Below are 14,316 nucleotides of genomic sequence, written 5' to 3' on the forward strand. Positions count from 1 at the left end.
AGACGATGACGTTGATAGGCAGGGTGTGGAAGCGTTGTAAGGCGTTAAGCTAACCTGTACTAATTGCCCGAGAGGCTTAACCATACAACGCCCAAATGGCTTTGTATGAGACGAGCTAAAGAAAGTAGAGTAGTGTTACTCAATCGATTAGATATCAGTCTTTCCTTATTGTTGAATTTAGCAAGGCTGACTTGACGCACAACAGAGCGTACTGTGAGTCCTCCTTGCGCAGAAGTTGCGATGAAAGCTACGCAATCATCACAATTCTGCACGTAAAAGTTTTCGCCTGGCGGCAATAGCGACGTGGTACCACCTGAATCCATTCCGAACTCAGAAGTGAAACACGTTAGCGGCGATGGTAGTGTGGGGTCTCCCCATGTGAGAGTAGCACACCGCCAGGCTCCCATTCTGAAAAAAGCCCACTCAGTTGAGTGGGCTTTTTTTGTTTGAACACCCATTAATGTGAATAAAATAAAGGCGTCATCCCGGAAAGTGCGAAGCACTTGTCCGGGACCTCCTTCGTGTGATCGTGCTGTAGAAAAGTGTAACAACCCATCCCTGTTGCAATGCCCAGCTCGGCATCCATGCCTTGCGTTCGTTCCTTGAAGAGTGACGTTAAGTCACTCTTCATCTTCTACGAAGACCGGAGCCTCACCCGAGTGCGGGTCCAAGCCCCATGTGAGAGTATGTCTCGCGCTGAAAGGGTCGTCACGAAGTGAACTGTCCCTTGCCGGCTTGCCGGGGCTCATAATTCAAAGAAAGCCCACTCAGTCGAGTGGGCTTTTTTGTATCTTTATATAATCTCTAAGACCATTGTCCGATTTGTAAATAACCGGATCTCAGCTATTTTTTCTTTACAGATGTTTTGTTTCGCGAGGCGTAAGTGAAGAAAATCCTTATTCAGCTCGGTATTTTATTATTGCTGTCTGTGCTGATTGGTGTGTTTGAACTCCCCTGGTGGATAACCGCACTTCTCATAACGCTGCTCTTTTCACCTGTTCTGGTGTTTTTCCCTGATATCAACGCCGATGCCCCAAATACTGCTAATGACGAGACGACCCAACACCTCGAAAAGACAGGACACAGTATTAGTCAGGGTGCCAGTAAGATAGCGATAGGCGGTGCAACGGTGTCGCATTTCCTCGATAACCTTGCCCGTTCATTCACCAAACAGGTAGATAACATCAAAGAAATTGGTGATCGCCTTGTCAGGCTTGAGCAAGCAAGCGATACATTATCTGAAATCACGGCCGAGGCGCGTTCCAATATTCACTATGCGGATGAAAAGACCCGGGAAAGTCTCACCCAGCTTTCACGCCTGCTTGAGCAACAAAGTAATCTCAGTAATGAAATACAGACCTCAGTACAGCAACTGCAGGATCTTAAACAGCGCGCAGATTCCATTGCGGGTATTACCTCAACAATCAATCAGCTTGCCGATCAGACAAACATGCTGGCATTAAATGCAGCGATTGAAGCTGCCAGAGCGGGCGATCAGGGACGCGGATTTGCGGTCGTGGCTGACGAGGTCAGGGAGCTTGCGAAGAAGACCACAGAGGCCACAGAAGGCATCGATAGAGTACTCTCAGAAATTAATCAGAGCAGTGAGTCGTCTGTCAGAGCGATCAATCGCGTTGCCGATGCAGGAGAGGAAATGGCATCGCTGATTAGTAACACGTCATCGTCGATACAAAGTGTTGGCGAAGCGTCGGCCAAGGCAACCGATGTTATTAGTACGGTTGATGAAAAGGCCGCTGAATATAATGAGTACAGCCGTGGAATCAGTACCCATGTGCTTGAGCTGCAAACTGTCACGCAGTCACTTGAGCAAGACCTTGAAGATGTATCGGATAAAGTACTTGGTCTGAGCCATCAGACTGAAGATATCTTCAGGCAGTTATCCGGTCTTACCCACGAAGACCGCCATGCACAAGTGCGAGAAGTTGCCCAAACTACCGCATCACGCATCGGCAGACTGTTTGAACAGGCGCTCTCTGACGGGAAAATCTCCGAGCGTGATTTATTTGACTTTAATTACAAGGCTATTGAGGGAACCGATCCTAAAAAATATAAAACAGGATTTGATGACTTTACCGACCGGGTTTTGCCTGAACTTCAGGAACCTTTGCTGAATCACTACCAGTATATGGTGTATGCCGGAGCGGTAGATAAAAACGGTTATTTTCCCACGCACAATAAAAAATTCAGTCAGCCCCTGACCGGCGATTATCAGACGGACCTGGCGAACAATCGAACCAAACGCATTTTCAATGACTACACAGGATCACGTTGTGGCAGCAATACAGAAGCATTTTTGCTGCAGACGTATAAGCGTGATACCGGCGAAGTCATGCATGATTTGTCCGCGCCTATTTATGTGAATAATAAACACTGGGGCGGATTTCGCATTGGTTATAAAGCGGAAATGCACTGACGCGCCATCGCCTGTGTGTATCTGCATGCCGGGCTGATGCGATAACCGGCGGCTGGGTACGGTCAATTATCCCTTAAAAACGATGGGTTATCGTAGCGCTTACCGCTTGTCCTCAAAAACGGTGTGTTAATGGCGTTAAACTTTTTGCTGCGCGTTTGCGACTTATAGTTTATTGCATCATTGACTTGTCCGGTGGACACCATGGACCTCACTCGCGCAGCAATTAAAAATGCTTCCGGCGTTACCATCGTTATTGCAATCGTCATGGCGCTTGGTATTTACAGCCTGTTCTCATTACCAGTGCAACTGTTTCCTGATATAGAACGCCCCACAATTTCTATTCAGACTTTCTGGCGAGCCGCCTCACCGCAGGAAATTGAATCGGAGATACTGGAACCGCAGGAGGAAGTACTTCAGGGTATCCCGGGGCTGCATAGTATGCGTGCCTGGGCGAATCAGGGCAATGCTTGGATAAACCTGGAGTTCGGGCTTGAGACCGACATGCAGAAATCAATCATTGATGTGATTAGCCGCATGAACCGCTTACCGCCGCTTCCGCGGGATGCGACCTCTCCGAATATTATGCTTGGCGGCTGGGGAGGTGGCGGTCCTGCGCTTACGTACTTTTTCCTTCAGAGTCTGCCGGGCAATCCGAATCCTATCAATAGTTACGTAACCTATTTTGAAGATGTTATTCAGCCGGAAATAGAAGCGATCCCGGGTGTCGCCAGAGCACGAATGGAAAGTGGCGTTGGCGGGGCTGAAGAGTTTCAGATTATTTTCGACCCTTACAAGGCGGCTGAACTGGGTATCAATGTAACCAATATCGCCAGTGCACTGGGGAGTGCGAACGACGTCTCAGGCGGGTTTGTCGATGTTGGCCGTCGACGGTACACACTGCGCTTTGAAGGAAAATATGCGCCGCAGAAAATGGGCGACATGATACTGGAGTGGCGAAACGGCAGTCCGGTGTACTTATCTGATATTGCGGAGATCCGCATTCAGCGTGCCGACGGCAACAATTACAGTATTCAGAATGGAAATCCTGCTATTTCTATTCGCATTGACCGGGAAAACAGTGCCAATGTGCTCGCCACCCTCGAAGCGGTTAAAGCCAAGGTCACCCAGCTCAATACGGAACTGCTGAACGATCAGCAACTGACGATGGTGCAGTCATTTGATGCCTCGGTATTCATCTACCGTGCAGTCAACCTGGTTACCAGTAACCTGTTTTTAGGTGTTCTGCTGGCTATCGCTATTTTATGGCTGTTTATGCGGCAGGTTCGGGCTACGTTGATTGTGGCAATGGCGATACCGATATCGCTGCTCAGTACCTTTATTGTACTGAAGATAACCGGACGAACGCTGAATATCATTTCACTGGCGGGCCTTGCCTTTGCGGTTGGCATGGTGCTGGATGCGGCTATCGTAGTGCTTGAGAATATTGTTCGTCACCGGCGTCAAAACGGCAATGCGGATGACGCCAGTTATCTCGCCACCAAAGAGGTACTTGGTGCACTGCTCGCTTCTACGGCGACCACTGTGGCGATCTTTATCCCGGTCATGTTTCTCGACGATGTCGAGGGGCAGCTGTTTGCGGATCTGGCGCTCACGATTGCCATTGCAGTGACCATCTCGATGATCGTTGCCGTAACAGTCTTGCCGGTTATTGCGGCGCGCGGACTGGCAGATGGCACGCAAAAAGACCGTTTTGAAACGCTGTGGCAACGACTCTCTGCGTTCATTATGGCGCTCAGCGCCACAGCCAGGAGGCGTATGGTAGTGATAGCCATTCTGATGGCCCTCCCGGTTACTGGTACGTTGCTGATGATGCCCAAACTCGACTATTTACCGCCGGTAAAACGTGACGCGGTGGATGCGTTCTTTAATTTTCCCGCAGGCTCCAGTGAGGCATTTATTCAGAATGACGTGATGGAGCGGGTTGTCGAGCGACTGGAACCTTACATGAAAGGCGAAAAAGCGCCGGCACTCAAAAATTATTACATCATTACCTGGCCAAACGGCGGCACGCTTGGTGTGAGAGCGAAAGAGCAGACCGAAGTGAAAACGCTGGAAGCGCTGGTTCGCGACGAGATCCTTAAAGATTTGCCTGATACACAGACGTTTGCAATGCAGGGCAACCTGTTTGGTGGTTTCGGGAATGGTCGCTCTATTGATGTAAACCTTCAGTCAACTGACGAAGACGGACTGGCGGCAGCCGCAGCAAGAGGGCTGGAGTTAATTCGCGCGCGTTTCCCGGGGGCCAACGCGAGGGCAAACCCCAGTCTCGAGCAGGCAGAGCCCGAGCTGCAGTTTTATCCGAGGGACGGGCGCATTATGGAGTTAGGCTACCAGCGTTCACAGGTAGCCAGCCTGATTAGGTCGCTTGGCGATGGCGCCTACGTCGGCGAGTATTTTGATGGTGTAAAACGTCTGAATATTATTTTCCGTGCCACTCCCTGGTCTGATCCTGAACAACTCGCAAGCACCCCGGTCATTGCGCCTAATGGCGAAATGGTCAGGCTCAGTGAGCTTGTCGATATCGAACGCGCAGTGGGGCCCACTCAGATACAGCGGGTAGAGGGGAAACGCACGCTGACACTCAATTTCAATCCGCCGGAAGGCATGACCCTTGAAGAGGCGATGACCATCCTTAAGCGTGATATTGAGCCTGAACTGATGGCCGTTATGCCGGTTGATGGCAGTATTCAGTACGGCGGCAGTGCCGACTCGCTGAAAAAGGCCATTGCCACGATGAGCCAGAACTTCCTGATGGCGATGCTGCTGCTGCTCATTCTCATGGCCGGGTTGTTCCGTTCGTTTAAAGACAGCCTGATGGTGGTGTTGGCACTGCCGCTTGCCACCGTGGGTGGGGTCATGGCAATCCGTTTGCTGAATCTGGTGACGTTCCAGCCTATGGATCTGCTCACCATGATTGGCTTTATCATTCTGCTGGGACTGGTGGTGAACAATGCGATTCTGCTGGTTCATCAGACCCGTAACGGCGAGCGAGAGGGATTGTCGCGCCGCGATGCCGTGCATCAGGCGGTTCTGCTGCGCTTGCGTCCTATCTTTATGAGCACGCTGACGTCTATCTTTGGCATGCTTCCGCTGCTTTTGCTGCCCGGTGCGGGCAGTGTGATTTACCGTGGACTGGCGGCAGTCATTGTTGGTGGCATGTCGCTCAGTACGATTTTTACACTGGTATTGCTGCCGGCGCTCCTGCAGGTTTCATTACCCACGCTATCACGTAGTACACATCGCTCGCGGGTGTCGCCTGGCTCTGTTGCTGTTCAGGCTAAACATTCCCGCCACAATGACAAAATGTGAGGACTGTCATGAAACGTTTATCTTTATGGTCATCCGCGTTATTTACGTCGGTTTGCCTGTACCTTCCCCATCAGGCTATGGCGCAGGAAGCCGAAGGCCCGCCGCCGGCACTGGTAAAAATTGATCAGGTCAAAGAGGAGTTGATCACCGAGCAGATTTGGGTTCCCGGAACCGTAATCAGCCGAACTGACGCACAGATAGCAGCGGAAGTAGAAGGCCGTATTACCTGGATTGCAGAAGTGGGTACGGTGGTGGAAAAAGGCGCACTGCTGGCCTCACTTGATGATACGCGTCTGGCACTGGCGCTCAGTCAGGAAAAGGCAGAAGTACAGCGATGGGAAGCCAGTGTAGGGCTGCTGGAGAAGCGGCTGAGCCGGTTTGCATCCATGGCGACCCAAAACAATCTGTCACAGAATGAGGTAGACCAGATAGAAACTGATCTGGAGATTGCCCGGCAATCATTAAAACAGGCAAAGGCGCAGCAGGCCCTGACAGAGTACCAGATATCGATGAGCCAGGTTCGCGCACCGTTTTCCGCGCTGGTTGTCTCTCGCGTTAAAACCATCGGTGAATACATACAGCCTGGTCAGGCGTTACTGCAAATTGTCGATCCAACGCAGGTCGATGTGATGGCAAGAGCGCCGTTGAGTGTGGTGCCATTTATTGAAAATGGTATGGAAGTCACGGTGGCCGATCCGCGCCATGCTGAACGAGAAAATGTGAGAGCGATTGTGCCGGTCGGTAATGCGCTGTCACGAATGATGGAAATCCGTATCGGGCTAAGGCCAGGCACGTTTGCTATTGGGAGTGCGGTCAGGGTCGCGTTGCCGAACAGTGAAAGTCATCATGGCACGACAGTACCCCGGGACGCGCTGGTGCTTAGAAAGTCGGGCGCCTTTGTGTATCAGGTTGATGACAATAACGAGGCAACACAGGTTCTGGTTACGACCGGTGTAGGCATGGGCGAACGTATTGAGGTCTTCGGTGAACTGATGTCAGATAAACCCGTGGTTGTGAGAGGCGCAGAGCGCCTGCAGCATGGTCAGAAAGTCCGGTTTGAGGACACTGACACGCTGCTGACCGCCAAATACCCCTGATGTCAGTAGTCAGGGAAAGAGCTCAATGGTCTGCATCACGGTTCCCTGATCGTCTGTCTTCAGGATATACAGGGTGCCGTAATCGTCCTCCCCGATACTGACGTCAGGGCCACCCAGCAACTGAATCAGGACAGGCGTTGTATTGCTGTGACCGCTGACCAGTACAAGCCCTGTCTGTTGCCGCAGCAAATCAGCGAAGGCAGAAAGATCGGAGGGATCATAATCCTCGACGGTCAGTCCTTGCTGTTGAGCCAGCGGCGCTACGGTCTCCTGCGTTCGCCGATAGGACGTAGAGTAAATGTGCTGCAGCGGTGTTGTTGCAAAGTAGGCGGCCAGCTGACTGGCACGCGCAGCACCGTCTGCAGTTAATGACGGGTCGTCACCCTTCGCCTTTTCGTAATGACGTGTGAGATAGACCGTACCCGCCTGGGCAAGCGGAACCAGTAAACAAAAAATCGCAAGCAGTACTTTTTTCATAAGATGTCGGTGAAGAGGAAACCTTCTTCAACCATGCCAGAACGGCGTAAAAAGTGAAAGCAGCAGCGTGCAGGCCATGGCCAAAAACAGCATTAAAACAAGGCGAGCTGTTCATCGATGATATCGTTGTAGGTCAGCCCGAGCAGCGGCAGAATGCTGTCTGCAATTGGCTGAATTTGCTTTTCCAGATAATGCTCATAGTCAAGGGGAGCCGTGACCCATTCAACAGGCTGAGGGCCTGCGGTGGTCATGACATAGCGTACCCGGCCACTTTGCAGGAAATCGGGTTTTTTGCCCTGCTCTTCGTACCAGGTTTGCGCCAGGCTGGCGGCTTTAACATGCGGTGGACGGGTACGTGTGTAGGCGTCAAGTGGCTTACGTAACCGCTTCGAGTAGACAAGCTGGCTGTCACATTCGCCTGCTCTGAGCGCTGCCACCTGGGCGCGTATAAAGGCGTTAACTGGCTTATCTTCAAAGACATACTGATAAAGTGTTTGCTGAAATTGCTTTGCCAGTTCAGTCCAGTCCGAGCGCACCGTTTCGAGTCCCTTGAAGACCATCTCCGGTTTGCCATGCTTAAAGGTGATACCGGCATAGCGTTTTTTACTGCCTTCCTGGGAGCCTCGAATTGTTGGCATAAAAAAGCGGTCAAAATGCGTTTCAAATTCAATTTCGAGGTAACAGGGCAGGTCATACTGCGCTTTTAGTACCGTCTGCCAGCGCTGGTTGATCTTATTCTGGAGATCTTTGCCGATGGCCAGCGCCTCGTCCCGGTGCGTAACACCGGCCACATGCACAAAGGTAGAGTCGGTATCACCGTAAATAACATCAAAGCCATCTTCTTTGATCCACTGCGCAGTGGTTTGCATGATGTCGTGGCCGCGCAGCGTAATGGAGCTTGCCAGGCGTGGGTCATAAAAAGGGCAGCCACCGCTGCCGAGAACACCATAAAACGAGTTCATCAGAATTTTGATGGCCTGGGATCGCGCGCTGTCTTTTTCACGTTTGGCTTCATCGCGTTGAGACCACAACCGCGCAATAATGCCGGGAAGAAAATGCTTAGTGCGTGAAAAGCGGGCCCCCTTATAACCTTCAATCGCGTCGTGGGGAGATTTAAGCCCCTCAGTCAGGCCCATTGGGTCAATGCAAAATGTGCGTATGATAGAGGGGTACAGGCTTTTGAAGTCCAGGACCAGGACATGGTCGTAAAGCCCGGGTTTGGAACGCATGACGTATCCGCCGGGACTGGCGAGCCCGCCATCTTTCGGACGTACACCGCTGATGTAGCCCTCACGGTGCAGGTGTGGTAAATACAGGTTTAAAAATGCGGCAACAGAACCTCCGGGACGTCCGGGCTCGAGCCCTGTCAGCGTGCTGCGCAATATTAAAAAATCGATCAGCCGGGTTCTTTCTGCAATGGCATTAACCAGTACGCAATCCTGATAGTTGTAGCGGGCGAGACCTGCCGGATCCTCATAATACTGCTGCTTTATTGCCGCGAGCTTGTCGCCCGCCTGGATCAGCTTGCGTTCTCCAAGCAGGGTTTCTGCCACATTATCCAGTGAGAAACTGTCGAAATGGTATGTCATGGTCTTTAGCCCTTCGATACCATCGACGACGCAACGCCCGGGAATATCAACCACGGTTTGGCCGTTCTCCCATTCAGTTACGCTAACAGCCTGGCCATGTCTGCCCAGTTTTAGCGGATGTTTGAGGGCCTTGGCTTTACGTGCCAGCACAGCGAAGTCAAATTGCTTGCAGTTCCAGCCTATCAGTACATCAGGATCGGCCTCACAAACCGCTGTTGTTAGTGCATCCAGCAGCGCCGACTCTGAGTCGACCAGATCCAGGGTAAACGCCGCATTTTCAACTTGCACGTGAGTGATACCCGGTGGCGCAACCATAATAACCTTATTGCAGTTATCAGAGGCCAGACCGACACTGAACAATTGCTCGTGCTCATCGCATTCGATATCCAGCGACAGTGATGTCAGGGTCGGGCGGTAGTCTGCGGCTTTGACTCTGGCATCGGTAACCGGCGCTTGCTGTGAATGCCCGGTATCCGCAAAGGCCAGTGAGCCATAAATAAAGCGTTCCATTAAAAAACGCTCTGTCAGTTTAATATCTGCTTCGTGAAGCACGATACCGGCGGCTCTGGCCAGTCGTCGTAGTTGCTGATGTGCTTTGTCAGACGAAACCTTAATCAGTGTTGCTGACCGGTTGTCCAGCGTATGAAATGGCGCCGATGCTATCTGAAACGCAATGCGCTGTGCGCTGGCTTCTGCTTTCAGCGCGGATAACTGATCAGTGGGTACAAAACAACTGTATTGCTGTGGCGGTGAGTGCAGACAACGAGGCCCGTTTTCTGTTTTTACCCACAACTCGATGACAGCGCCATTGGCCTGCTGCAGTACCCGCCGGCTCAGAATAAAACCGGATACCAGCCTTTGGGTTGATGCAGTGTTTGTCGTTGTCATAGCAAACGCGCAATCATTGTGGATAAATGACAATGCGGTCACGCCCCGCGTGTTTTGCCTGATAAAGTGCGTCGTCTGCATGGGCAATGATTGTACTCACGCTGTACGCTTTACCGGCTGCAACGCCAGCCGATACCGAGACTTTGAGCCCGGGTACATTCAGTGCGAAAGGAATGTCCTTCACCCGCGTCGCGAAGCGGGTCAGCATCGCCTGAGCCTCGTCTGTGTCGGTGTGCATGAAACAGAACATAAACTCTTCACCGCCAATTCGTCCCAGCAGGTCGGTTGTGCGGAAACTTTGTCTGGCCAGCGCACCAAACTCCCTGAGGACCGCATCTCCCGTCAGGTGACCAAACTGATCATTGATGCGTTTGAAGTGATCAAGGTCAATCACCGCCACCGTCAGCGGCAACTTATGACGCTGCGCAAGCAGCAGGTGGTGATCCAGTTGTTCCAGCATTTTCCGACGGCTCATCAGGCCGGTGAGCTCATCTTCGTTGGCGAGTTTTTCCAGTCGTTGCCGCTGATGTTTGCCATTGATATACAGCGATGCCAGCAGCAGACAAATGACCAGCAACAAAAATACCACCACAAAGATATACCGCTGAAGTGTCTGTTCACTTTGTAACTGCGCCTGTTGGCGCAGGTTTTGCTCTTTAAGCAGGGCATTCTGGATGTGTTGCTGCTCCACTTCAAAACGTGTACGAAGCTCAAACAGGCGCTGTGAATTTTGCTCTTTGTTCAATTGTTCCTGCAGTGCCACGTTGTCTTTGAGATGCTGGTAGGCCTGTAAATACTTGCCTTGTCTGGCCAGTAACGCCGCTTTTCTGTCATTAATGGTAATTCTGGATGGCAGAAACGCATCGCCACGGGCAAGTGACTCGGCGCGCTGAAGCTGCTGCAGCGCTGATTCAAAACGCGCATCGTGCAGGGCGATATCATGCAGGGTCAGCAGCACATTAATTTGCATGAAGCGATTATTGGCATCCTCAAAAATTGTCAGGGCTTCGTTAAGAAAGTCTTCAGCCTGCGCATACTTTTCCTGATTGATGAGCTGCCTGGCCATAAGGTGATAACTGTAGGCCGCACCCTGCAGATCGCCAATATTCAGCGCGATTTGCGCTGAATCCCGAAGCTGTCTCAGCCCGGATTCCCGGTTGCCCAGGTCAATATTTGCCTTGCCCATACCAAAAAGGGTGTTGGCAAGTTCAAGCTGAATGTCGTTTTCCCGGTAATAGGCTTCGGCCTCTTGCAGAAAGGGAAGGGCCAGTTCAGGTTCCTGACGATACTCATAGACCAGCGCAATCATACTGGCGAAATCTTCCGGTTTAATGCGGGTGCCACGTTGTTGTGCCAGCGAGTACCCTTGCTGAAAACTGGCCAGCGCATCATCCGTTGCGCTGAGTGTCAGGCTAAGGTAGCCATCAATGCTCAATCCGTAGGCCAGCAAATCCCAGGCCTGATGAGCCTCAGCCCAGCGTAGCGCAGGACCGGTGAGTGTCTTTCCTTCAGAGGGGCGCCCGTCGCTGTCGAGTGCTTCGGCCCGGGACAGTGCCAACTGATAATAAAGCCAGGGCTGGTCCTGTAACCTTACCAGTTCACGCCCTTTGTCGGCCACGTCGAGCGCTTTGCGGGGCAGCGTAAGGGCTGAATAAGCCCGGCTTAACAGCGCGTAGTAAGCGGCACGTAAGATCGGATCATCTTCGTCAGTCAGCAGGTTTTGCAGGGTGTCAACCGCCAACTGGGGGCGGTTTCTCACCAGCGGTAACACATGCAGATGGGATACCGGCCAGTCACGCAGCCCGGTTTGTTGCGGGGTGGCCTGGGCCGGAACGCCGGGGGCGGGCGTCGCCAGGACAGGCAGTGAGGCACACAGCAGCATGCCCGCTAAAACCAGAGAACAAAAGGTGACCGTGCGTTGAGTGATAAAAAAAATGGCGTGTGCTCCACAAATTCCTGGCCAGGACAGTGCAGGTATCGTCTGCTGCCCGCGTATTTATAAGTGTATCAAATAGCAAAGTATCAGCCATTACAGTTTGTATTCAACTTAGCCATTCAGTAAAACCATATTATCCAGTGATGCCGAGGCCATGTATGCACTATCCCGATTTTTCTGTTCCCGAGGGCGGTCAGGTTACCCAGGTTGCTGAGGGAGTACTGTGGCTGCGAATGCCACTTCCCTTTGACCTCAATCACATTAACCTGTATCTGCTGGAGGATAGGCATGGTTGGTGGATTGTTGACTGCGGACTGGGAACCGATACTGCTAGGGCGCACTGGGAAGCCATTACCGCGAGTCTGAACAAACCGATTGTGGGGGTAATCGTGACCCACATGCACCCGGATCATATTGGGCTGGCCGGCTGGTTGTGCGATGAGCACAGGGTGCCACTCTATATGTCACAAACCGAGTACTTTGCAGCAAGAGCGTTGCTGAATGGTGCTGCAGGCGCATCACGCTGGCAGGACGAATTGCATTTTGTCCGGGCGGGCATGAATGAAGACGAGTGCCGGTCACTGATGGGATCAGGCAAAGGCTTCGGACACGTTGTGTCGCCTGTGCCGGTAAGTTATCGACGGCTCAAAGAGGGCCAGACGCTGACAATTAACCAGCAGCAATGGCAGGTGATGATTGGACGGGGACATTCTCCCGAGCATGTCTGCCTTTACTGTCAGGAGCGTCACATCCTGATTGCGGGTGACCATATCCTGCCTGAGATCTCGCCCAACATTGGCGCATACAGCACTGAGCCAGATGCCGGTAGCCTGGCAGACTATCTGTCTACCCTGACACCTTTTTTGCATCTCCCGCAACAAACACTGGTACTGCCGGCGCATAATCGCCCGTTTACCGGGTTGCATCAGCGCGTGCATGCGCTTAAGGACCACCATGCCCGCCATTTAGCGGATTTGCTCGAAGCCTGCACATCACCAAAGACGCTGAAAGAATGTTTGCCGGTAATGTTTTCGCGTACCCTGAACCCGCATAACCTTGGCTTTGCGGTTGCCGAGTGTCAGTCTCACCTAAATTATCTGGTGGAGGAAGAGAAAATGACCCGGATCCGCTCAACACAAGGGCCTGACCGTTATAAAACCGTACGACGGGAGATAGCAGACAATCAGCAGGACGTGCCGTCAGATATTGTTGCTGACTAAGCGCCTGCCTGTACTAGCAGGCACCGTTATAGGTGAAGACCAGATTCCGTCCCTGCTGTTTCGCAGAGTAGAGGGCGCTGTCAGCCTGACTGAACAGCTCATTCCAGGTGTATAAAATGCCGGATGATGCCGCAATTCCGATACTGACAGTGGTATGAATAGCATGACCCTCTACTGTGATAGACAGGTCAGCAACGCGTTTAAGCAGACGGTCAGCCACCATATGGGCGTGTTCAGCAGCCAGGCCAGGCATCATGATAGCAAATTCCTCGCCACCCAGGCGGCCAATAATGTCGGTACCCCGAATGCCACTTTTGAGCGACTGTGCAACGCGTTTAAGCACTTCGTCTCCCGCCGGGTGGCCATACTCATCATTGATTTGTTTAAAATAATCAATATCCACAATAAGTAGTGATGACGAGCCTCCGGCGCTGCTTTCAAGGATCTGAAGCGACTGACTGATAAACGCCCTGCGGCTAAGCAGACCGGTCATTTCATCTTCGTTCGCCACCTTTTCCCAGTGTTGTTTTTTTACTGACATGTATAAAAACGGCAGCAGTGCCGCGGTTGCCACTGCCAGCAACAAGTGCGACAGCAAAGACAATTCAAACAGACGCTGTATGTCACTGCTGTGGGTGCTGGCCAGTTTCAGTAAAATCACACCGCCCTGGAAAAACAGCACAAACGCGTGCAGCGATAGCGTGACTCTGAATGCCGTCATAAGATGACCATAGTGTGGCGAACGGCGCTGGTAAAAGCCGCCTTCACAGAAAAGCAGCATAACGGCCATCAGTACCGAGGCTACAGCACCTGACGCCTGGGCGATAAGACCTGCAATGCTGATAACCAGACTGCCGGATAAGAAGAGGAAACGCGCCTGGCTTGCCAGCTTGGCGTGCACCTGAGCAAGCGGATAAAACCGGATCCCGGTAAACAGCATGTAGGCAGAACCAAACACACTTAGACTGGCAATGACGCTGAAAACGGGGACTGAGGGGAACCATGTGGCAGCGACGTGTAAAACGATGCCAGCACAAAACACGCCACAGGCAATGGCCCAGTAGCGAAAAGCCGCTTGTTTTTCTTCAGCCTGTTTCCACAGGTAGCCGAAGTAGATGGCAATGGTCAGGTTAATGACGAAGGCCACAGTGATCCCGACTGGAAGCATCATAGGACGTTTTTACTCCACGTCATCTGTCAAAAGCAGCCGTATCCCTGGCTATTGATGACCCGAGTATATCAACCTGTCGGGTGACTACGATGCGGACTAGCGTATCGATTTAAGGTGGCATGTATCAAAAGTGATACGTAACGTCATGTTCACTGCCAAATTTTCATTTGGCAT

8 protein-coding genes and 2 rRNA genes are annotated in these 14,316 nt (G+C 52.0%); 6 read left to right on the forward strand and 4 right to left on the reverse strand.

Annotation, left to right across the window (positions count from 1 at the left end; all coding sequences use genetic code 11):
• The 5 genes from AB1N33_RS02645 to AB1N33_RS02665 form a co-directional block, all read left to right on the forward strand.
• A 23S ribosomal RNA gene (locus AB1N33_RS02645) occupies positions 1-84 on the forward strand; the annotation flags it as partial.
• A gap of 201 nt (positions 85-285) precedes the next feature.
• Positions 286-401 (forward strand): 5S ribosomal RNA (gene rrf, locus AB1N33_RS02650).
• Between the two features lie 482 nt (positions 402-883).
• Positions 884-2,434 (forward strand): methyl-accepting chemotaxis protein, encoded by a 1,551-nt coding sequence (locus AB1N33_RS02655; protein WP_411269988.1) that lies wholly within the window; start codon positions 884-886, stop codon positions 2,432-2,434.
• A 201-nt stretch (positions 2,435-2,635) separates the two neighbouring features.
• On the forward strand, positions 2,636-5,764 hold the full coding sequence (locus tag AB1N33_RS02660) for an efflux RND transporter permease subunit (protein WP_411269989.1): 3,129 nt from the start codon (positions 2,636-2,638) through the stop codon (positions 5,762-5,764).
• An 8-nt stretch (positions 5,765-5,772) separates the two neighbouring features.
• Positions 5,773-6,861, forward strand: coding sequence for an efflux RND transporter periplasmic adaptor subunit (locus AB1N33_RS02665; RefSeq protein WP_411269990.1), 1,089 nt, complete (start codon positions 5,773-5,775; stop codon positions 6,859-6,861).
• Between the two features lie 9 nt (positions 6,862-6,870).
• Here the strand turns inward: AB1N33_RS02665 and AB1N33_RS02670 are convergent, their stop codons facing one another.
• From AB1N33_RS02670 to AB1N33_RS02680, 3 genes are all read right to left on the reverse strand, one after another.
• A complete protein-coding gene (locus AB1N33_RS02670; RefSeq protein WP_411269991.1) occupies positions 6,871-7,338 on the reverse strand; it encodes a SixA phosphatase family protein in 468 nt (155 codons plus the stop codon).
• A 92-nt stretch (positions 7,339-7,430) separates the two neighbouring features.
• On the reverse strand, positions 7,431-9,815 hold the full coding sequence (locus tag AB1N33_RS02675; protein WP_411269992.1) for a DNA polymerase II: 2,385 nt from the start codon (positions 9,813-9,815) through the stop codon (positions 7,431-7,433).
• A 13-nt stretch (positions 9,816-9,828) separates the two neighbouring features.
• Positions 9,829-11,697 carry a sensor domain-containing diguanylate cyclase gene (locus AB1N33_RS02680; protein ID WP_411269993.1) on the reverse strand — a complete coding sequence of 623 codons (1,869 nt, stop codon included), beginning with the start codon at positions 11,695-11,697 and terminating at the stop codon, positions 9,829-9,831.
• A 212-nt stretch (positions 11,698-11,909) separates the two neighbouring features.
• On the opposite strand from AB1N33_RS02680, the gene AB1N33_RS02685 reads away from it, so the two are divergent.
• Entirely contained in the window at positions 11,910-12,971 is a 1,062-nt protein-coding gene (locus AB1N33_RS02685; protein WP_411269994.1) for an MBL fold metallo-hydrolase, read from the forward strand.
• Positions 12,972-12,984: 13 nt separating this feature from the next.
• Here AB1N33_RS02685 and AB1N33_RS02690 read toward each other — a convergent pair whose 3' ends face one another.
• Complete coding sequence (locus AB1N33_RS02690) at positions 12,985-14,142, reverse strand: GGDEF domain-containing protein (RefSeq protein ID WP_411269995.1); 1,158 nt, start codon at positions 14,140-14,142, stop codon at positions 12,985-12,987.
• Positions 14,143-14,316: the final 174 nt, after the last annotated feature.

Source organism: Alteromonas nitratireducens, assembly GCF_040812025.1.
GTDB classification, from domain to species: Bacteria; Pseudomonadota; Gammaproteobacteria; order Enterobacterales; family Alteromonadaceae; genus Alteromonas; species Alteromonas nitratireducens.

What these genes read in the sequence shown, in the direction of transcription:
- AB1N33_RS02660 (WP_411269989.1), top strand. Translation starts at nt 2,636, where the DNA reads ATGGACCTCACTCGCGCAGCAATTAAAAATGCTTCCGGCGTTACCATC.
- AB1N33_RS02665 (WP_411269990.1), top strand. Translation starts at nt 5,773, where the DNA reads ATGAAACGTTTATCTTTATGGTCATCCGCGTTATTTACGTCGGTTTGC.
- AB1N33_RS02670 (WP_411269991.1), bottom strand. Translation starts at nt 7,338, where the DNA reads ATGAAAAAAGTACTGCTTGCGATTTTTTGTTTACTGGTTCCGCTTGCC.
- AB1N33_RS02675 (WP_411269992.1), bottom strand. Translation starts at nt 9,815, where the DNA reads ATGACAACGACAAACACTGCATCAACCCAAAGGCTGGTATCCGGTTTT.
- AB1N33_RS02680 (WP_411269993.1), bottom strand. Translation starts at nt 11,697, where the DNA reads ATGCTGCTGTGTGCCTCACTGCCTGTCCTGGCGACGCCCGCCCCCGGC.
- AB1N33_RS02685 (WP_411269994.1), top strand. Translation starts at nt 11,910, where the DNA reads ATGCACTATCCCGATTTTTCTGTTCCCGAGGGCGGTCAGGTTACCCAG.
- AB1N33_RS02690 (WP_411269995.1), bottom strand. Translation starts at nt 14,142, where the DNA reads ATGATGCTTCCAGTCGGGATCACTGTGGCCTTCGTCATTAACCTGACC.